The sequence below is a fragment of the Polaribacter sp. R77954 genome, assembly GCF_044595335.1.
Lineage (GTDB): Bacteria > Bacteroidota > Bacteroidia > Flavobacteriales > Flavobacteriaceae > Polaribacter.
The window spans coordinates 997,406-1,018,854 of record NZ_CP138992.1 but is presented as its reverse complement, the minus strand read 5'-3'; the positions used below and the strand labels follow the sequence as shown (position 1 = coordinate 1,018,854).

Sequence of the window (21,449 nt, the reverse complement as noted above, 5' to 3'; positions counted from 1 at the left end):
AGTTATGGCAAATACAATAAAAAATCAAGAAGATATTTTAGCAAAATTAAATATCTACGAATTAAATGAAATGCAAAATGAAGCCATTTCTGTAATTGAATCGAATACAAACACGATTATACTTTCACCTACAGGTACAGGAAAAACCTTAGCTTTTTTATTGCCTGCATTAAAAACTATTGATCCAGAAAATATTGATATACAAGTGTTAATATTAGTGCCATCAAGAGAATTAGCTATACAAATTGAGCAAGTTATTAGAGAAATGGGTACTGGTTTTAAAGTAAATGCTGTGTATGGAGGACGATCTATGGCGAAAGATAAGATTGAAATTAAACATACACCAAGTATTTTAATTGGCACACCTGGTAGAATTTCGGATCATTTTGCAAACAACCGATTTTCTAAAGAAAGTATAAAAACCTTAATTCTTGACGAGTTTGATAAATCGTTAGAAGTTGGTTTTGAATATGAAATGAGAGGAATTATCAACCAATTACCTAATATCAACAAACGTATTTTAACATCGGCAACACAAGATGCAGCAGTTCCTGATTTTGTACAATTAAATCAACCTAAAATTTTAAATTACTTAACAGGTAAAAAGTCTAAAAAATTAGATATTAAGATTTTAAGTTCTGTATCTAAAAATAAAAATCAAACTTTGGTAGATTTACTTAAACATATTGGGAATCAGCCAGGTATTATTTTCTGTAATTTAAAAAGTAGTATAGAACACGTTAGTGAGTTTTTAACGAAACATAAATTGGCACATAGTTGTTTTTCTGGAGGGATGGAGCAAAGAGATCGAGAACGTTCTTTAATTAAGTTTAGAAACGGTACTAGCCAAATTTTAGTAGCCACAGATTTGGCTGCTAGAGGTATAGATATTCCAGAAATGAAGTACATTATTCATTACGAATTGCCAGAAAGAATCGAAGAATTTACACACAGAAATGGAAGAACAGCAAGAGTACATGCAAAAGGAACTGCTTATGTTTTAAAATGGCAAAAAGAAAATTTACCAGATTTTATTAAAGGTGCAACCAATGCAAATATTGAAAATAAACAAAAATTAAAACCTGTTTTTTGGGAAACCTTATTTATTTCTGGTGGAAGAAAAGACAAAATCTCTAAAGGTGATATTGCTGGTTTATTCTTTAAAAAAGGAAATTTAACCAAAGATCAATTAGGGGTTATAGAATTAAAACAAGATTGTGCCTTTGTTGCAGTGCCAGTTACGCAATCTAATAGACTGGTAGCAGATTTGAATAATGTACGATTAAAAAGCAAAAAAGTGCGGGTTTTTATGATTTAATAATTTTATGTAATCCAATACCAAAATAAGCAAGTGCTTTAATTTCTTTAACACTTTTTAAGCGTTCATTACCTATTATTAAAATGCCATTTTCTGTGGCTTCTATATGATATTGTCTGTTGCTTTCAAAAAATAGAATCAATTCATCTGTAAAAAAGGCCTTTATTTTTTCTTCGTTTTTTCCTGATAAATAAAATCGTTTGCTAAAATCAGGATGGTTGTCTAAATCTATATCTGCATAGCCTACAAAATGTAAAAAATGTTCAAAAAATCCTTCTTTATCTAAGGTAAAATCTGGTGTTTCTTGATTGGTTCGAATGTGTAACATTGTAATTTTAATTAACTGTTTTGCAATCAATTCACCTTCAGAAAAATGTGCATCAAAAATGGTACAAGCGTTGTTAGAAAGTACATTTGAAACTTTTTCAATTTTTCTGGTTTTAAAATATCCAAAAGACGGTAATTCGTTCATTTCTAAGTCAGAAAACGCATCATATTTCCATTGAATTTCTTCACTAATTTTTTCCATTGCTTTTTGACGTCTGGTTAAAAACGAATTAGCAGATTGTATTTGTTTAGGAATTATTTTACGCAATGCAAACGGATGATTATTTTCAGATTTTGTTTCATCTAGGCCTATAACCTCAAAATGGCCTCCTTTTCTAGTAAAACTTTCAGCGTAATTACTTAGATTTTCCATAACAGAATCATCAACAAAATCACAAAGTGTAAAATCTATAATGGCTTCTTCAGTTTCTGGTATTTGATTTAGTTTATCTTTTAGCTTGGTGTAATTTAAAAAACTAGAAAAGTTTTTTACGCTAACATAATATTTTTGATCTTGTTTAAACATTAAAACATTGGGTTTTAAAACATTTTTAAAAAACAATGTTGCATTTTTTGTAATTACAATATGAATAATAAGTGTAGCCAAAATACCTGCCAAAATACCGGTAATTAAACTGGTACTAATTGTTATAAAAAGGGTTATTAAAAAAATAAATAATTGCTCTTTGCCAACACTAAAAACTTTTTTAATATTTTGTGGAGAAGCCAGTTTATAGCCTGTAAATACCAAAATTGCAGCTAAAGCAGGAAGTGGAATTTTACGTAATTCTGATGCAAATAAAAGAATAAATAATACCAAAAAACTTGCGTGAAAAAAGTTTGAAGATCTGTTACTACCTTTATTATTTACATTTACAGAGCTTCTTGCAATTACGGTTACCACATTTAATCCGCCTAAAAAACCACTAATTACAGTTGCAATTCCTAAGGCTCTAATATCTTTATTTACGTTAGATCGTCTTTTTAAAGCGTCTAACTTGTCTACCGCTTTTATACTTAGTAAGCTTTCTATACTTGCAATTAAAGTGATGCTAATTACTGCACTTATAAAATCGATTTCTAAGAGTTTACCAAAATCAGGAAATGCAAAATTAGATAAAATATCATCAGGTAAATTAATCAATAAGCTTTTGTGTATGGGATAAGCTGAGTTTGAAAATTTATCAAAATAAAAATATATGCCCACACTTAATAGTACAATCCACATAGGTGCAGGAATTAATTTTAAATATCTATTTCTAATTTTAGGATAAAAAATCATAATCAATAAACTAATCATACCTACCAAACCTGCATAAAATATGCTTGAATTATCGGTGTTTATAAAGTTTATAATGCCATCTGGTATTTGAATTAGTAATTCAATAATACTTCCTTTGGCTTCTGTATTACCAAACATTACATGAATTTGTTTGGCAAAAATACCAATACCAATAGCAGCTAACATGCCTTGTATTGCAGAAGAAGGAAAGAAGTCTCCAAGACTCCCCATTCTTAGAAAACCGAGGAGAATCATAATAATGCCAGATACCACAATTGCAGCCAATGTGTACAAAAAACCTTGTTGCATATCTCCATTACCTAAAGTAGTTATTGCAGCCAAAATAACCACAACCAAACCATTTCCTGGGCCTGTAATTGTAACGTTAGAGCCACCTAAAAGAGCTACAACAATTCCACCAACAATGGCAGCAATAATACCTGAAATAGGAGGAGCACCAGAAGCTAAAGCCAATCCCAACCCTAATGGAAGCGCAATTAAAGAAACAACAAAACCAGAAAATAAATTTTGTGGTAGGTCAGTTACAAATGTTTTAAAAGTACTTTTTTTCTTCATTTACTTAACAATTAAAACGTCAGTAGGTAATTCAGACAAAATATATTCCAAATCATGAGGAAAAATACGGTCTATTAATCTTAATTTTTTTGGGGCATTCATTACCAATAAATCTGCTCTTTTAATTGTTGCGTAATGCCCAATAGAGTAACCTCTTTTACCAAAAATACTCTGAGTTTTTACGGTTAAATGATTAGAATTTATGTCTTTCAAAATATTTTTAACCCTTCTGTTTTCTATCAATTCAATTCGGTTTTTGGCAATTGTAGCTTTTCTAAGTGATTTATCATCCTCTATTTTAACACGTAAATCTTCTTGTTTTATTTCTTCTACAATGGTTATTTTTTTACAGTTTAAATAGTCAGATACCACAAAAGCAGTTTTAATAGTTTCTTCAGTTTTTTTGTCTTCCAAACCATTTACAACAATATGTTTACAAGCAACTCTAACTACAGACGGCTTTATTAGTAAAAGTATAGAACATGGCGCTTTTCTTGTAATTTTTCTGGCAACAGAACCTACATAATATTTGTACAGTTTTTCTTTTTGTAAAGCACCTAAAATCAAAAGATCTATCTGTTCTTTTTCACAAGTTTCAAGTATCACCTCTACAGGTTTTCCAGCTTTCCAAATAGCAGTAAAATTGTTTTGTAAAGCATCTGCCTCTTTTAGTATGGTGTAGAGCATTTCTTCTTTTTCTTTTGATTTAGAACCTACATGCACACCAATTAAATCTGCATTAAATAAATTCGCTAAACGAACTGCTTCAAAAAGATTGGGTTTTAAATTTGGAGAAAATGCGATTCCGACTAGAATTTTATTAAAACTTGGCAAAAAAAAAATATTTAGAGATTATGTTATTTTTACAATATACCAAACTTTAAAGGAAAGAAAAAAACTATAATTTTTATTTTTATGATGCCTAAACATTCTTAAATTTACTAATTCATCAGATTGAGTAAACTATGTTAGAATTAGCAGGAATTATCATTTTAGGAATATTGGCACAATGGGTAGCTTGGAAATTTAAAATCCCTGCTATTTTGCCTTTAATTTTAATAGGTTTATTAGTAGGGCCAATTGCAGCAACCTATTTGAGTGAAGATGGTGCAAAATGGATTGAGCCTATTTGGAATGGTGATAAGGGTTTATTTCCTGGTGAAAGCCTATACTATTTTGTGTCTTTAGCCATTAGTATCATTCTTTTTGAAGGTGGTTTAACACTAAAAAGAAGCGAAATTAAAAATGTAGGGCCTGTAATTACCAAATTAATCACTTTAGGATCTGCAATTACTTTTTTTGGCGCAGGTATTGTTGCGCATTATGTTTTTAATTTAGGTTGGGATTTATCGTTTTTATTCTCTGGATTAATCATTGTTACTGGCCCAACAGTAATTACGCCAATTTTAAGAAACATTCCTTTAAAAAGAGATATTTCTACGGTTTTAAAATGGGAAGGGATTTTAATAGATCCTATAGGAGCTTTAGTTGCAGTATTGGTTTTTGAGTTTATAAGTGTTGGTGGTGGAGGTGGTTTTACCAAAACAGCCTTAATTGAATTTGGTAAAATTCTACTTTTTGGTACAACTTTCGGTTTTACTTTTGCGCATGCATTAGCATATGCCATCAACAAAAAATTAATTCCTCATTATTTATTAAATGTAGTATCACTATCAACAGTATTATTGGTTTTTGTAGAATCAGAAATATTTGCTCACGAATCTGGCCTTTTAGCGGTTGTAGTTATGGGGATGGTTTTAGGAAACGGAAAACTGAAAAATTTAAAAGAATTACTTTATTTTAAAGAATCTTTGAGTGTTTTATTAATCTCAATCTTATTTATTTTATTATCTGCAAACATAAATATGAAAGATTTAATGTTGCTCTATACTTGGAAAACAGCCACATTATTTGCAATTGTAGTTTTTGTAATAAGGCCACTTGCAGTTTTTGCAAGTACACATAACTCTAAATTAAAACTAAATGAAAAACTTTTTATAAGTTGGGTTGGTCCAAGAGGTATTGTAGCAGCAGGTATTGCTTCTTTATTTGGTAGTAAATTATTAAAACAAGGTGTTGAAGGAGCAGAATATATAACCCCTTTAGTGTTTATGATTGTGTTAGGCACTGTGTTGTTAAATGCTACAACAGCAAGAGTATTTGCTAAAATAGTAGGTGTTTTTCTAAAAAGTTCTAATGCTATTTTAATTGTAGGTGCTTCTAATCCGTCAAGATTAATAGCTTCTTATTTAAGAGATAAAGGCAAAAGAGTGGTTTTGATAGATTCTAATAAAAACTTTATAGACCAAGCACAAGAAGATGATTTTGAGGCAATTGCAGTAAATATTTATGATGATGATTTAGGGAGTAATATAGAGTTAAGTGATGTTGGTTATTTAATTGCAATGACAGGTAATGATGCCGTAAATAAATATGCTTTGAGTTCTTTTTCTAAAATTTTTGGAGAACATGGTTCATTTAGATTGGCTTCTTCATTAGAAGTAATTAACGCTACAGAACAAGAACGTTTAGGGTTTTTTACGCCTAAAGATGACTATATTAATTTAAGTGAGGCTTTTAGAGAAAACCCAACCATAAAAGAAGTAAAAATAGAAAATGAGCAAGAATATGATGCCGTTTTAAAATTGTTAGAGAAAGAAGAAAAATCGATTCCTTTGTTTATAGAAAATGAAAAGAGCCTATATTTAATTGCTGAAGTAGAAAAAGAACAAATGGAAAAGAAAAATCTTGTTTTATCTTACTTAGGTAAAGAAATAAGTGATGCTTATAAAGAAAAAATTGTGGCAAACGATTTGTAAACGATAACAAGAAATTACGAAAAATAATTATTTTCAATATCTTTAGCGTCTTTTATAACTTCTTTAGGATAATTATAAATTTCTAAAATTTGAATAGCGTTTCTAGTTTTTAGTTTCCCTAATTTTAATTTATGATCAAAAATAAGTTGCTCATTTTTAATATGTTCACTAAAGTGATATAAGTTATAATTCTCTTTTTGTAAAAATTCGGTGAGTTCAATATCATGTGTAGAAACTAACACAGTATGCTGTTTTTTATTTAGGTAAGATAATATAGCTTTTCCGCCAGAAATTCTTTCTACAGTATTGGTTCCTTTAAAAATTTCATCTAGCACAAAAAGACAAGGAAATGTGTTTTTAGAAGCTTCAATTAATTCTTTTATAGTTAAAACTTCTTGCAAATAATAACTGGTTTGATCTAGTAAATCGTCAGAAATTCGAATAGAAGAATAGAGTTTATAAAAAGGTGCAGTATAACTTTTTGCAAAACAAAAATGCAACGTTTGTGCTAAAATACTATTCACTGCAACTGTTCTAATAAAAGTAGTTTTGCCAGACATGTTAGAGCCTGTAAGTAACATACTTTTACTTTTTAAATTCAAGTTGTTTTCTATACAATTGTCTATTAAAGGGTGATAAATTCCGGCAACATTAAAACTAAAATCATTGGTAAAACTAGGACTACAAATCTGTAAATTACCAGCTTTTAAAGAAGCTGTAGCAATTGCAGTATCAATTTCACCAATAAAAAGAAATAACTTTTCTATACTTTTTTTTTCTTTAGATATGGATTTTAAAAAGCTATTGAACATTAAATATTCAATATTAAACATCACTTTAATTAACTCAAAAATAAACCAAAAAGCAAATAAAAATTCATTACTTACATTTTTTTCAAAAGCAATAAACTCGGTTTTAAATTTGATGGATTTGATACGAGCAATAAATGATAAATCATTAAAATGATATTTAATTTTTTTGTTTTTGATGAGGATTTTACTAACTTTTAATGCCTTAGATAATTGAGTAACACCATTTAAATAGTAACTCACACTATGCTTGTTTTTGTAATGAAAAACCATGTTTGTAGCACAGATGGGTATCAATAGAAGTCCAAATGCTGGGTGATAAAAAGATAAACTAATAAAAAGTATTGCCAAAATGCTAAGCAACTTAATCAACCACAAATAGGTTGGTTTTTCTAGTTGTTTACCATTAATCAACTCCTCTAAATAATAGGCATCATTATTATTGAGTTTAGAAAGTGCTATTTGGCAATTAACGCTTAATGTTTTGTCTTCTTGAAATATAGTTACAAGTTCATTAAATTGAAGTAGTTCTTTAATACCGCCAATAGTTCTTAATTTAAAGTATAAATATTGTTGCCCAATTTTTGATGAAGTTCTATCTAAAAATTGAAAGATTTCATCAATATCAAAGTCCGTTTTACTTTTTTCTGAGATGAGGTGGTAAGCATCTTTTTTATGCGCATTATTATGGAAATATTTTCCGATTACAAAAAAGTTATAATAGGCTTTCTTTTTGTGTTTTCCCCAATTATGATGAAGCTCAGCTTTAAACTTTTTAAGATTCTTTTTTCTAATTTCATTACGGATTAGAAACCAAATAACTGCAATAAAAGCAATGCCAAAAAAGTAATTCATAAGTTGGTAAGCAGTTAAGTTAAAGACTTATTTATAAGTGTAGCAAAAACTATTTTTGTTACAAATCCAATTCAAAAGTTTGGCGTAGTTTTTCTAATAGAGGATTTTTTTCTGCTAATTTTTTAAACTTTTCTTGATTGGTGTAAGCAAATTTTTTCTCTATTTTTTCATTCAAATTTGCAATGATTTCAATACCGTAATTATTAAGCTGTTCCCTTAAAAAACCTAATAACTTCGGTCTTCCTTTCTGAAACTGGTCTTGCATCAATTTATTGGGTATAGAAAATGAAATCTTAAAATCATTTTCTAGTTTTGGTTGATTCGTAGCAACAATAGAAGCCATACTTCTCTGCCCTTTTTTTTGAAGTAAAACAACATACTCTTTCCAAAGTTTTTCTAATTTTTCTTGCGTAAAAGCATCCTTAGGGTGATTGTCAAAATTTTCTTCAATTTCAGATTTTTTTATTTCTTTTTTCTGATGAATACTTTTTAAAGAAAGAGAAGATGTTCTTCTTCTGGCAGATTGTAATATCGGAGTTTTTGGCTTTGGTTTAGGTGCTTCAACCTTTTCAGTTTTTGTAGGTGTAACCGTTTTTTGAAGAGGTTTTGCAACTGTTTTTTTAGCAGGAGAAAGCGCTTGAAAAAATGTAGCCGGAATTATGTAATTAGCTGGCTTTTTTTTTCTCCATCAAAAGTGATAGAGGCAATCTGCATTAGGGTCAATTCGACCAGCAATCGTTGGTTTTTACTTGCTCTGTAATTTAAATCGCAATCATTTGCTTTATTAATAGATTGCATTAAAAACGGAATGCTAGCTTTTATAGATTGCTCTAAGTATTTCTTTTTAGCAGCATCACCAACTTCTAATAAATCTAAGGTTACTTTATCTTTAGCTACTAATAAATCTCTAAAATGACTCGCTAATCCATTTATAAAATGATGGCCTTCAAAACCTTTTGCTAATATTGTGTTGAATGCATTCAATACATCTGGAATTTTATTCTCTAGCAATAAATTTGTCATATTAAAATAAGTATCGTAATCTAATACATTCAAATTTTCTGTAACAGCTTCTCTAGTTAAATTTTTACCAGAAAAACTAACTACTCTATCAAAAATAGATAAAGCATCACGCATTGCTCCATCTGCTTTTTGTGCAATAATATGCAAAGCATCATCTTCTGCAATAATATTTTCTTTTTCGCAAATGGTTTTTAGATAGTTTTTGGCGTCTAAAACACCAATTCGTTTAAAATCAAAAATTTGACAACGAGATAAAATGGTAGGTATAATTTTATGCTTTTCTGTTGTTGCTAAAATAAAAATAGCATGTGCAGGTGGTTCTTCTAACGTTTTTAAAAATGCATTAAAAGCAGCTTGAGATAACATGTGTACCTCATCAATAATATAAACTTTGTACTTACCAGTTTGAGGTGGTATACGAACCTGATCTGTTAAACTACGAATATCATCAACTGAATTATTAGAAGCAGCATCTAGCTCAAAAATATTAAAGGCAAAATCTTCATCATCAGAAACTTTTACTTCTTGCTGATTTATTTTTTTTGCTAATATTCTTGCACATGATGTTTTACCTACACCTCTTGGTCCTGTAAATAACAATGCTTGTGCTAAATGATTATTTTGTATAGCATTTAATAAGGTATTTGTTATGGCTTGTTGCCCAACAACATCCTCAAAGTTTTGAGGTCTGTATTTTCGTGCTGATACTATAAAATGCTCCATTATTCTAATTAACCATACAAAAGTAAGATTCTGTTTGGGTTTCTACAACATCAATTCTTAACAAAATGCTAAAGTTGTAAACATCTGTAAAATCATTCGTAATTTTACGACTTAATAAATATTCGAAACCTAATCAAGTTCGAATTAAAAGTTCCGAAAATTGCACTGAAAATACAATGCAATATTTGAGGTGCAATTTTTAACTTTTAATACACCAAATTATATATGAAATTATCAAAATCAGTATTTGCTATTGTTTTTTCTTTGTCCCTGTTTTCTTGTTTAGGGTTTTCAAAAAAAGACAAAGGTTCTGCACAAGAACAAAATGAAATTAAAGCAGTTTATACACCAACACAAAATACAAAAGTAGCCTATTTTGCAAGCGGTTGTTTTTGGTGTGTAGAGGCAATTTTTGAAAGTGTAGAAGGAGTAGAAGAAGCTGTTTCTGGTTATGCAGGTGGGCAAACTAAAAATCCTACTTACCAATCTATAGGTACTGGTAAAACTGGGCATGCAGAAACTGTGGCTGTATATTACAATCCTCAGAAAGTTAGTTTTAAAACTTTAGTTACGGTTTTTTTTGGTTCACACAATCCAACAACTAAAAATGGCCAACATCCAGATTATGGTACACAATACAGATCTATAGCATTTTATGAAACTGATGTAGAAAAGCAAATTATAGAAAATAAAATTGCTCAATTAAATAAAGATATTTATGATGGTAAAATAGTTACAGAGGTTACCAAGCATACAAAGTTTTATAAAGCAGAAGAATATCATCAAGATTTTGAAAAAAGAAATCCTAATCAAGGATATGTAAAAGCGGTTTCTATACCAAGATTAAATAAATTTAAAAGTAAGTTTCCTGGTTTGTTAAAGCATAAAGATAAACATTAAAATTTACAATGTAACTATTTTAAACTGTTGGCTGATTTATGTTCAAATTATCAAAATCAAATAGGTTTTTATCTAATAAATGAGAAGGGAATACGTTTTGTAATGCATTTATCATAATAGCATTTCTGTTCGGAAAATCTTTTTCCCAGTCTGTAATCATTTGTTTTACTTTTTTGCGTTGTAAATTTTCTTGAGATCCGCATAAATTACAAGGTATTATAGGATAATCTTTAAATTTTGAATAGATTTCAATATCGTTTTCTTTGCAAAAAGCCAATGGCCTTAAAACTACTAAATCTCCAGCGTCATTTTTAAATTTTGGAGGCATAGTTTCTAATTTACCCGAAAAAAATAAGTTTAGAAAAAATGTTTCTAAAATATCATTTAAGTGATGTCCTAAAGCAAGTTTGTTGCAACCTAAATCTTTAGCTGCTTCATACAAGGTTCCTCTTCGTAATCGAGAACACAGACTGCAAGTTGTTTTACCTTCTGGAGTTTTATCCATTACAATTTTGTAAGTATTTTTTTCTATAATTTTATAGTTTACTTTTAAATCTGTAAGATAATTTGGTAATATTTCTTCTGGAAAACCAGGTTGTTTTTGATCTAAGTTAACCGCAATTAAATCAAAAGAAATAGGGGCTACTTTTTGAAAATACAACAACATGTCTAACAAGGTGTAACTGTCTTTACCACCAGATAAGCACACCATAATTTTATCGCCTTCTTCAATCATTTTAAATTCTTGAATAGCTTTAGCGATTGCTTTTTGTAATTTTTTTGTAGTTTGTTTAATGTGTTCCATTTTTGCAAAAATAATGGTTTACAGCAATAAATAAAGTGAAAAACAAGAATTAAATAATTTCTTCTATGGCTTCTAGAATAATGTTGCAGCCCTCTAAAAGTTCATCATCAGAAATGGTTAATGGTGGTGTAATTCTAAGAGCTCTTGCTTCAAATAACAAGAAAAATAAAATCAAACCCTTATCTAAACATTTAAATACAATTTTTGCAGCTAACTCTGGGGTGTCTACAATTGCAGCTAACATTAACCCTCGTCCTCTAATTTCTAAAATGGCTTTGTGTTGCAGCTGTGTTCTTATTATTTTTTCTTTTCGTAAACTTTCTGAAAGTAGATTTTTTTCTAAAATTTCTGTAGCAGTGGCAACACCTGCAGCAGCAATTACTGGATGCCCAGCAAATGTAGAAATATGCCCAAGTTTAGGATTGTCTTTAAGCAAGTTCATGTGTTTAAATGATGCTATAAATGCACCAATAGGCATACCACCACCTAAACCTTTTCCTGTGATGATAATGTCTGGAACAACATTATAATTTTCGAATCCCCAAAATGTACCTGTTCGTCCAATACCACTTTGTATTTCATCTAAAATTAACAAAGCTCCAACCTCTTCACATCTTTTTTTTACTTTCAATAAATAGTTATCAATAGGTTCTATAAAACCAGCACCCCCTTGTATGGTTTCTAAAATTACAGCTGCAGTTTTAGGGGTAATTTGTTGTAAACAAAACTCGCAATTAAAAGTAATAAACTTATTACCAGGTATTAAAGGTCTAAAAGCTGCATTTTGTTTATCTACTCCAGAAACACTCATAGCACCTTGTGTATTACCATGATAAGAGTTTTTTGCAGCTATAATTTCTGCTCTGTTGGTTACTCTTTTTGCTAATTTTAAAGCACCTTCTGTAGCTTCTGTTCCAGAATTGGTAATGTACACAGATTGTAAATCTTTGGGTAAAGTAGAGGCTAATAATTTACATAAATCTACCTGTGGTTTTTGTACAAACTCACCATATACCATTACATGTGCATAAGCATCTAGTTGTTTTTTTATTGCGTTTGTTACTTTTTTAGGATTATGCCCCAGGCTATTTGCAGAAACACCCGCTACAAAATCTAAATATTTTTTTTTAGAAATATCATAGATATAAGAACCTTTAGCATAAGCAATTTCTAAAGCAAGTGGGTGAGGAGTAGTTTGAGCTTGGTATTTAAAAAAATCTGCTTTCAAAACTATTGTTTTTTTAAAGGTAATTTCGCCGTCTTTTTTTTGTCTAAAACAGCACTGGGTTTGCTTTGTTTTTTATCTTTTATGGGTTGCTCTTTTTGGTCATTTTCTTTTTTAATTCCATCTTTAATAAAAATATCTTCTTTCCTTTTTGGCTGCTCATTCTCGCGCCAAATAAATCCTTTTAATTTTCTAACTTCATCAGGGAGTTTAGAAGGTGGAAATGTTTGACCATCAGAGTCTTTTAGATATTTTATAGATTCAATTTCTCCATTCTCTAAAGTGAATTCAATATTACTAGAAATTTCTTTGGTGATGGTTTCTAATAATTTAGTATCTTCATTTCTATTAAAATAGACAGATTCTGCATTTCCTTTTACAAGTAATAGTTTTAGTTTATTATTGTAGAATTTACCAAACATATCTCTTCCTTTAATTTGGTTAAAATCATTTTCTGATAAAGAATCTTTAGAAACAATAAACGCATTTTTAAATACCTTTAGAGAATCTAATTTTTCGGTTTCTACATTAGACTGTAAGTAAATACTATCTCCAGTAATTTGATTTTTATCAGACCAAATTACAGGATTTCTATACATTTTGGTGTAGCCAGTTACTTGGTTGGTATGAATAGAATCGCATTTGCCCTGTAAATCAGATTTAAATATTTTTACATTATGATATGTTCTAATAATTCGTTTTTCGGGTTTTCCTGTAACCAACAAAGTATCTCCATGAACAAACATAGAATCTTTATCTACAATAGAAATGGCAACTGCTCTTTTTATGATATATAATGAGTCTTTTTTCTCAAATAATTCAGCATAATTTCCTCTAGACACAAAATTTTGCACGGTATCAATTACTTGAATATTGTTGGTTGCAGAGGCAAATCCTCGGTTTTTATCGTAATACAAACTATCTCCTTCAATGGTGCGTTCATTTAAGAATAATTTTGCGTTTTTGGTAAAGTGAGAAATGTCGGTTTTGGTATTGTAAAACCCTTTTTCTGAGTATAGTTTATTTTCGTTTTCTGTATTTGTTATAGTAGAAGGACCATAAAGATAAGTTAAACCGGAATTTGTGTAATAATCTAAATGGTTAGATGCCAAATGATGCTCTGGGTTTACCACAGTAACTCTAGTAGTTGCTGTAAATTTCTTGTTCTCTAAATAATAATTTCCGTTTTTACTTTTTAAAGTATTGGTAGCATCTTTAATGGTGGCATAACTTTGATAGTAGAGTTTTTGATTGATTCTATCAAACTGTAAAGTATCTGTAGTTAACGTCATTGTTGGGTCTGTTAATACTACATTTCCCCAAGAAAGTGCTTGTTTAGCATTGGCATCATAATCTGCATAATCACTAGTTTGTGTTATAGTATCTCCTTGTTTAATAAGTACGTTACCTATGGCTTTAAAGAAATTTTGTTTACGGTAATACAGTGCTTGCTGGCAGGTTAAATGTATGCCAGCATGTTTCATTTTTACATTTCCAATAAGTACAGTTGCACCTGGATATTTTTCTTCGTCTGCTTCTTGAATTTCTGCTTTGTATTCAATTCTTTTTTTTTGTTGTTCATCCTTCAACTTTTCTTGAGAAAATGAAATCAAAAAAGAAGTGGTAAACAAAAAGAAAAATAGTCTTTTCAAAAGTTGTTGTTTTGACACAAAAATAATGAAAAGATAAGTGTATGATATTAAAGAAAAGTGAATATTTTAATTTTTATACACTAAGGATTCTTCTAACTCTAGTGCTTTTGGCAATAAAATGTTTTTTTCGATATGATTATGCTCTTGTAGATAAAATTGAAACTGCTTTAATTTATGATAAAATAGCTGAAAGGTTTTACTGGCATTATCAGGCAACTTAAAATCATTGGTAAACTTTACAATTGTATTAAATTTATCTGAAATTATAGATCGCTGTTTTTCAATGGTTGAAATATTATTACTTAAAACTGGAAATATAGAACAGGTATGGTTTGCTTCTGAATTTGCAACTAATAATTTTTTTATATGAGGGAAGATAATAGTTTCTTCATAATTCATCTTCACTAACAAATCATCAGAAATTGAAATTACAGTTTGTATTAAATGGTTTATATTTAAATTGGTATTGCCATAATTTTTATACACTTGATTTGCTAATTTTTTCAGCAATAAGATATCGTCTTGTTTATGGTGGTGGTGTATGTCAATTAAAAAACTAATAAGCAAATTCAATTTCCAATTATTATAGTCTTTCAAATAGAATTTATTGGGGTTAACAGCGTTTAATTCTGTTATTAAACGATCAATGTTTAGTTTTTTCTTTTTGCAAACCTTTTTCAACACAACATCTCCATGAAAGCCAAAATCAATTTTGTATTTCTGAAAAATTTTTGCAGTATTTACATTTTCGGTTACGATATTTCCTACGGTTTTATTTTCTAAATGTATCATGCTATATCATATTTTATGCGAAGTTTGCAATAAATATTAGTTAATAATATGATTTTTATCAGTCTCATAAAAAGCACCTAAATTATCTGCATTACTACTTTTAATTAGTTTGATAAAATAATAGTTATTTATAAATATTTGTTTTCTTAATAAGAAATTAGGCAGAAAATGAATTTATTTTATAAGCATACTTCTTTTTACTATGATAATAATCATTTTTTGCAGTTGATTTAATAAATACATTGCGTGGAATTTAAAACTAGTAAAATAATTAAATTTAAAAATGAAGAACGCACATACATTCCATATCCCAGTTATGGGTATAGGATTTACAATAGACTCTCCTTTAAAAGTAGCACAATATGGTATAGATTCTGTAATTTCTTTAGTAGATGACATTTTAATAGAGAAGTTGAGGAAAATTTATAGCGAAAAATTAGAAATTCCTTACACAGAAATATCTAATAAGGTAGATGATTTTAGAGCAAAAAGAATTACATCTTACCTAAATTTTATTCATAAACAAACAGAAAAAAAGTTTAATGCCTTAAAAAATGTAACTACAGAAACTACAGACGCATTAAAAGATTATTTAGAAATGCTTCCAGAGAACTCAATGCTTAAAAAAGATTTTCAAGCCCTAATCTCTACAGATTTTAGTGTTGCCCAATTAAAAAAATGGGCAAATAAAAATTTAACTATGGGAAGTATAGATGTAAATATCATGACTAAAATTGATAAAGATAATTATATTGATAAGGAAAAATTACCTGTAGAATATAATGATGCTCACGCAGCTCTTAGAGGTTATGCACAAAGTAATTTATCATCGTCTTTAGTGCTTTCTGCAGGCTTAAATTCTCGTTTATACTCGTACATCAGTAATTTTAAAGATTTTTACCCTAATGCTAATGGTTTTATAAAAAAGAAAATTATTTTAAAAGTAAGCGATTATCGTTCTGCCTTTATTCAAGGAAAAATTTTAGCAAAAAAAGGTTTATGGGTTTCTGAATTTAGAATTGAATCTGGGTTGAATTGTGGTGGTCATGCATTTGCAACAGATGGTTTTTTAATGGGGCCTGTTTTAAAAGAATTTAAAGAAAAACGAAGTGAGTTAAAAATGCAACTTCAAGAACTGGTATTTGCAGCCCTTAAACTTGATAACAAAACAATACCCCATACAGATTTAAGTTTAAAAATAACAGCCCAAGGTGGTGTTGGCACAGAAGAGGAGCAAGCATTTCTTTTAGAAGAATATAATATTGATTCTGTAGGTTGGGGAAGTCCTTTTTTGTTAGTGCCAGAGGCTACTACTGTAGATGATGATACTTTAGAAAAACTTTCTAAAGCCAAAGAAGATGATTTGTATTTGAGCAATACATCACCTTTGGGAGTACCTTTTAATACCTTAAAAGGAAACACAAAAGATGTTGAAAAACAAATTAATATTGATAAAAATAGACCAGGAAGTTCTTGTCCAAGTAAATTTGTGGCTTTAAACAAAGAGTTTAAAGATACAGGTTTGTGTACAGCATCTAGAGAGTATCAATACTTAAAATTAAAAGATTTAGATACCCAGCCTTTGGCTGAAGAAGAAAAAATAAAAAAATACAACGAAATTGTCGAAAAATCTTGTATTTGTGTTGGTTTAGGTACTTCTGCATTACTTATTAATAAGGCAAGTACTGTAAAAACAGGTGATGGTGTTTCAGTTTGTCCTGGACCCAATATGGCATATTATTCTAAAATAATGAGCTTAAAAAATATGACCGATCACATTTATGGTAGAGAAAATGTAATTGCACAAGCTGATAGACCTAATATGTTTATAAAAGAATTAAACTTGTATTTTGAGTATTTAGAAAACAAACTCGAAGATGTAAAAACTTCATTAGATAAAAAACAAAAACGTTATTTGAAAAAATTTAGTAAAAATCTTCAAGAAGGAATTACCTATTACACTGAATTATTTTCAAAACAAAAAGATAGGTTTAAGGATACTAAAGAACTTGTTATTGAAACTTTAGAAATAAGAGAAAAACAATTGCAAGGAATAGGTTTAGAAATAGAAAAAATTTAACAAATTAAAAAGCATCTTTTTAAACTTTAAAAAGATGCTTTTTTTATTTAAGGTGTTCTAAAAATTATCTAGTAATAGTTTGTTTTCTATCTGGCCCAACAGAAACAATCTTTACAGGTACACCTGTTTCTTTTTCTATAAAAGCCACATAATCTAATAGATTTTTAGGCAGTTGATCTGCAGAGGTCATTTTTGTTAAATCATCTTCCCAACCACTAAATTCAGAATAATTTACAGATACATTTTCTGGTTCTATATTATATGGTAAATGCGTAATTTCTTTACCTTTATAAGTATAAGAAGTACAAACCTTTAAGGTGTCAAAACCAGAAAGTACATCACCTTTCATCATCATTAATTGTGTAACTCCGTTAACATCTACAGCATATTTTAAAGCCACTAAATCTAACCAACCACATCTTCTTGGCCTACCAGTTGTTGCACCAAATTCATGACCAACTTTAGCCATTGTAGCTCCATCTTCATCAAACAATTCTGTAGGAAAAGGACCAGAACCAACTCTAGTTGTGTACGCTTTAAAAATACCAAAAACATCACCAATTCTGTTTGGTGCAACACCTAAGCCAGTACAAGCACCAGCTGCAGTTGTATTAGATGAAGTAACAAAAGGATACGTACCAAAATCAATATCTAACAAAGACCCTTGTGCTCCCTCTGCCAAAATTGTTTTTTTATCTTTTATAGCTTGGTTTAAAAACTCTTCACTATCAATAAATTCAAGTGTTTTTAATTTGTCAATTCCTTTTTTAAATTCAGCTTCTAACTCTTGCAAGTCATATTCAATTTGAACATCAAAAAATTCTAACATTTTAATATGCTTTTCTGTTAAAGCATCATATTTTTCTTTCCAGTTTACTAACTCAAGGTCTCCAACTCTCATTCCGTTTCTACCAGTCTTGTCCATATATGTTGGGCCAATTCCTTTTAATGTAGAACCAATTTTAGCTTTACCTTTAGATGTTTCAGAAGCTGCATCTAACAATCTATGAGTAGGCAAAATTAAATGCGCTTTTCTAGAAATAAGTAGTTTAGATGTGTAATCTATATTATGTTTGTCTAAATTTTCTAGCTCTTTTTTAAAGATTACAGGGTCTATAACCACACCATTACCCACAACATTTAATGCTGTTTTATGAAAAATTCCAGATGGTATTGTATGTAAAACATGTTTGTTTCCATCAAATATTAAAGTGTGTCCAGCATTTGGGCCACCTTGAAAACGTGCAATGATGTCGTAATTTTTGGTAAGAACATCTACAATTTTACCTTTTCCTTCATCTCCCCATTGCAATCCTAGTAATAAATCTACAGCCATTAGTTGTGTTAATTTGTTGTTTTTGTGTTGTTTGTTGTATTGTAAAGTGTATGAAAACTGAATTATTTTTTCTTTTTAGTTCCGTAAAAATAAAGTGAATGATTATGAATATCGATATCAAAAATATCTTCTATGGTTTTTTTGATGATTTGAATTCTTGGATCGCAAAATTCTTTTACATCACCAGAATCTGTAAAAATTACATGATCGTGATTTTTATCAAAATAACTCTTTTCATAACGTGCCATTGATTGGCCATCAAATTGGTGTTTTCTTACCAAACCGCAATCTAAAAGTAAATCTATGGTATTGTATAATGTTGCTCTACTAACTCTGTAGTTTTTGTTTTTCATTTTAATATACAAAGATTCTATATCAAAATGTTCTTCTGCGTCATAAATTTCTTGAAGTATGGCATAACGTTCAGGAGTTTTTCTGTGTTTATGCTCTTGTAAATATGAAGTAAAAACTTTTTTAACTATTTCTTGGTTGTCCTGAGAACTACTCATCGTTTTACATTTTACGAAAAGACAAATTTACAGCTATTTCTGAATTAAAATACACTTTTGTAAAAATGATATTTACATTCTATTAACACGCTCTACATTTTTTACGCCTTCTACCTTTTCTATACGCTTAATTAGCTTACTTAGTTGAGCGCTATTTTTTACGCTTAGCGATATTTTTCCATCAAAAATACCTTCATCACCAGAAATATTTATTTTGTGTAAATATACACCAGTACTACTAGAAATAATTCTTGTAACGTTATTAACAATTCCATCATGGTCAACACCATTAATTTGTAAAACAGCCTTAAAGTCTTGTTTTGTAGAGTCTATCCATTTGGCACGCATAATACGATATGCGTAGTTAGATTGTAAAGAAATTGCATTTGGGCAATTCATTTTATGTACTTTAATACCATCATTAATAGTTAAAAAACCAAAAACTTTATCACCAGAAATAGGGTTACAACATTTAGATAATTTGTAATCTAATTTTTCTTCTTCTTTGCCAAAAACTAAGGCATCGTATTTACTGTTTACTTCATCAGTAGTATCATCAGCTACTGTATGAGATGGAGTTCTTCTTAATTTTGTTTTAAAGAAATTTAAAATAGTACTATTTCTTTGACTTACAAATGCTTTAAGTTGTGTATTGTCTATAGCCCCATTACCAAACCTGTAAAACAAATCGAAACTTGTTTTTAGTTTGAAATACACTACCAATTCATTGATAGATTTTTCGTTAAAAGGTATTTTTAAATGACGTAATTTTCGGGTTAAAATAGCTTTACCTTCTTCTGCAATTAACTTTTCTTCTTCTTTTAAGGCAGCTCTAATTTTGGTTCTAGCTCTTGCTGTAATTACAAAATCTAACCATCTAGAATTTGGTTTGTTGGTAGAACTTGTAATGACTTCAATTTGATCGCCACTTTTTAAAGTATGACTTAAGGGTACTAATTTTCCGTTTACTTTTGCACCTCTACATTTTAAGCCAACATCTGTATGAATAGAGAAGGCAAAGTCTAAAGCAGAGGCGTCTTTTGGTAAAGATTTTAAGTCTCCTTTAGGTGTAAAAACATAAATTTCTTTTGCATATAAATTTAGTTTAAAATCTTCAACAAAATCTACGGCATTTATATTTTGATTTTCTAAGGTTTCTTTTAATTTATTAAGCCAAGTTTCTAAACCGCTTTCATTGTCTTCACCTTGTTTGTATTTAAAATGCGCTGCATATCCTTTTTCTGCAATTTCATTCATTCTTTCAGAACGAATTTGAACTTCTACCCATCTTGCATCTGGGCCAATAACTGTAATATGTAAAGCTTCGTAACCTGTAGATTTGGGTTGCGAAATCCAATCTCTTAAACGTGCAGGATTTGGTCTAAAATTATCTGTTACTATTGAGTATATTTTCCAAGCATCATGTTTTACATCTTTAGAAATAGGTTTAAAAATAATTCGAATGGCATATTTATCAAAAACCTCCTCAAAAGTAACATTTTGCTTTTGCATTTTTTTTCTGATTGAAAAAATGGATTTGAATCGTCCTTTTATTTCATAATCAAAATTTTCTTTATTTAAGTCATCACCTAAAGTTTTAGAAAACTGTTGTAAATACGCTTGTTGTTCTTCTTTACTTTCTTTTATTTTATTAATAATACTATTAAAAACCTCAGGTTCTGTGTATTTTAAGCCTAAATCTTCTAATTCTGTTTTGATATTATACAGTCCTAATCTGTGTGCTAAAGGAGCGTAAATGTATAAGGTTTCTGAAGCAATTTTTACCTGTTTGTGTGCAGGCATTGCATCCATAGTTTGCATATTGTGCAACCTGTCTGCAATTTTTATCAATATAACTCTTACATCATCATGCAATGTTAAGAGCATTTTTCTAAAATTCTCTGCTTGTATAGAAGCGTCTTGTTCTTTATTTAAACGAGATATTTTGGTTAAACCGTTTACAATTCTGGCAATGGTTTCGCCAAACAAATGTTCCATATCATCTATGGTGTACTCAGTGTCTTCTACAACATCGTGTAATAACGCAGCAGCAATAGAGGTGGCTCCTAAACCAATTTCCATAGCAACAATTTTGGCTACTGCAATAGGATGAAAAATATAAGGTTCGCCTGTTTTTCTTCGTTGTTTAGAATGTGCATCTACAGCAATGTCAAAGGCTTTTCTTATTAATTCTTTATCTTCTTTTGATAAAACTTCATAAGTGCCTTTTAACAAATCTTTGTAGCGATTTGCAATTTCTTTATTTTCTTCTTCTATGGTTGCTGTGTATTCCATAATCTTTTTTTTCTAAGATATAGTGAATTTAGGAATAAGTATTTTAACAAGCAAAAAAAATATATTTTTAATTTGATAAAAAAGACTATGAATTTTTAATGATGTAGTTTATGATTTTAAAAA

General features: G+C 29.4%; 14 protein-coding genes and 1 pseudogene. 4 read left to right on the top strand and 11 right to left on the bottom strand.

The annotated features are described in order from the left end of the window. Positions 1–4 precede the first annotated feature (4 nt). Entirely contained in the window at positions 5–1,318 is a 1,314-nt protein-coding gene (locus SJY27_RS04395) for a DEAD/DEAH box helicase (RefSeq protein WP_397447049.1), read from the top strand. On the opposite strand, the gene SJY27_RS04390 is transcribed toward SJY27_RS04395, so the two are convergent. Both SJY27_RS04390 and SJY27_RS04385 read right to left on the bottom strand, forming a co-directional pair. After that, complete coding sequence (locus tag SJY27_RS04390) at positions 1,308–3,503, bottom strand: SulP family inorganic anion transporter (RefSeq protein WP_397447048.1); 2,196 nt, start codon at positions 3,501–3,503, stop codon at positions 1,308–1,310. The two genes, SJY27_RS04395 and SJY27_RS04390, sit on opposite strands and share 11 nt — an antisense overlap. Beyond that, complete coding sequence (locus SJY27_RS04385; protein WP_397447047.1) at positions 3,504–4,337, bottom strand: universal stress protein; 834 nt, start codon at positions 4,335–4,337, stop codon at positions 3,504–3,506. A 131-nt stretch (positions 4,338–4,468) separates the two neighbouring features. On the opposite strand from SJY27_RS04385, the gene SJY27_RS04380 reads away from it, so the two are divergent. After that, positions 4,469–6,322 carry a cation:proton antiporter gene (locus SJY27_RS04380; protein ID WP_397447046.1) on the top strand — a complete coding sequence of 618 codons (1,854 nt, stop codon included), beginning with the start codon at positions 4,469–4,471 and terminating at the stop codon, positions 6,320–6,322. A gap of 14 nt (positions 6,323–6,336) precedes the next feature. Here SJY27_RS04380 and SJY27_RS04375 read toward each other — a convergent pair whose 3' ends face one another. Both SJY27_RS04375 and dnaX read right to left on the bottom strand, forming a co-directional pair. Further along, positions 6,337–7,986, bottom strand: a complete 1,650-nt coding sequence (locus SJY27_RS04375) for a DNA mismatch repair protein MutS (RefSeq protein WP_397447045.1) — start codon at positions 7,984–7,986, stop codon at positions 6,337–6,339. 58 nt (positions 7,987–8,044) lie between these two features. Next, a pseudogene (gene dnaX / locus SJY27_RS04370) lies at positions 8,045–9,732 on the bottom strand (DNA polymerase III subunit gamma/tau). 225 nt (positions 9,733–9,957) lie between these two features. Here dnaX and msrA point away from each other — a divergent pair. Further along, a complete protein-coding gene (msrA, locus tag SJY27_RS04365; protein ID WP_397447044.1) occupies positions 9,958–10,632 on the top strand; it encodes a peptide-methionine (S)-S-oxide reductase MsrA in 675 nt (224 codons plus the stop codon). Between the two features lie 19 nt (positions 10,633–10,651). Here msrA and ttcA read toward each other — a convergent pair whose 3' ends face one another. From ttcA to SJY27_RS04345, 4 genes are all read right to left on the bottom strand, one after another. Beyond that, positions 10,652–11,437, bottom strand: coding sequence for a tRNA 2-thiocytidine(32) synthetase TtcA (gene ttcA, locus SJY27_RS04360; protein ID WP_397447043.1), 786 nt, complete (start codon positions 11,435–11,437; stop codon positions 10,652–10,654). Positions 11,438–11,486: 49 nt separating this feature from the next. Further along, entirely contained in the window at positions 11,487–12,665 is a 1,179-nt protein-coding gene (locus SJY27_RS04355; protein ID WP_397447042.1) for an aspartate aminotransferase family protein, read from the bottom strand. 2 nt (positions 12,666–12,667) lie between these two features. Beyond that, a complete protein-coding gene (locus SJY27_RS04350) occupies positions 12,668–14,314 on the bottom strand; it encodes an OstA-like protein (protein WP_397447041.1) in 1,647 nt (548 codons plus the stop codon). Between the two features lie 66 nt (positions 14,315–14,380). Then, positions 14,381–15,106, bottom strand: coding sequence for a DUF542 domain-containing protein (locus SJY27_RS04345; RefSeq protein WP_397447040.1), 726 nt, complete (start codon positions 15,104–15,106; stop codon positions 14,381–14,383). Positions 15,107–15,389: 283 nt separating this feature from the next. Between SJY27_RS04345 and SJY27_RS04340 the strand changes: the two genes are divergently transcribed. Continuing rightward, the gene (locus tag SJY27_RS04340; RefSeq protein ID WP_397447039.1) at positions 15,390–17,186 is read left to right on the top strand and encodes a hypothetical protein; all 1,797 of its coding nucleotides are present in this window, start codon (positions 15,390–15,392) and stop codon (positions 17,184–17,186) included. Positions 17,187–17,250: 64 nt separating this feature from the next. Here SJY27_RS04340 and SJY27_RS04335 read toward each other — a convergent pair whose 3' ends face one another. From SJY27_RS04335 to SJY27_RS04325, 3 genes are all read right to left on the bottom strand, one after another. After that, positions 17,251–18,522 carry an adenylosuccinate synthase gene (locus SJY27_RS04335; RefSeq protein ID WP_397447038.1) on the bottom strand — a complete coding sequence of 424 codons (1,272 nt, stop codon included), beginning with the start codon at positions 18,520–18,522 and terminating at the stop codon, positions 17,251–17,253. 62 nt (positions 18,523–18,584) lie between these two features. Continuing rightward, a complete protein-coding gene (locus SJY27_RS04330) occupies positions 18,585–19,031 on the bottom strand; it encodes a Fur family transcriptional regulator (RefSeq protein ID WP_397447037.1) in 447 nt (148 codons plus the stop codon). 72 nt (positions 19,032–19,103) lie between these two features. Next, complete coding sequence (locus SJY27_RS04325) at positions 19,104–21,326, bottom strand: RelA/SpoT family protein (protein ID WP_397447036.1); 2,223 nt, start codon at positions 21,324–21,326, stop codon at positions 19,104–19,106. Positions 21,327–21,449: the final 123 nt, after the last annotated feature.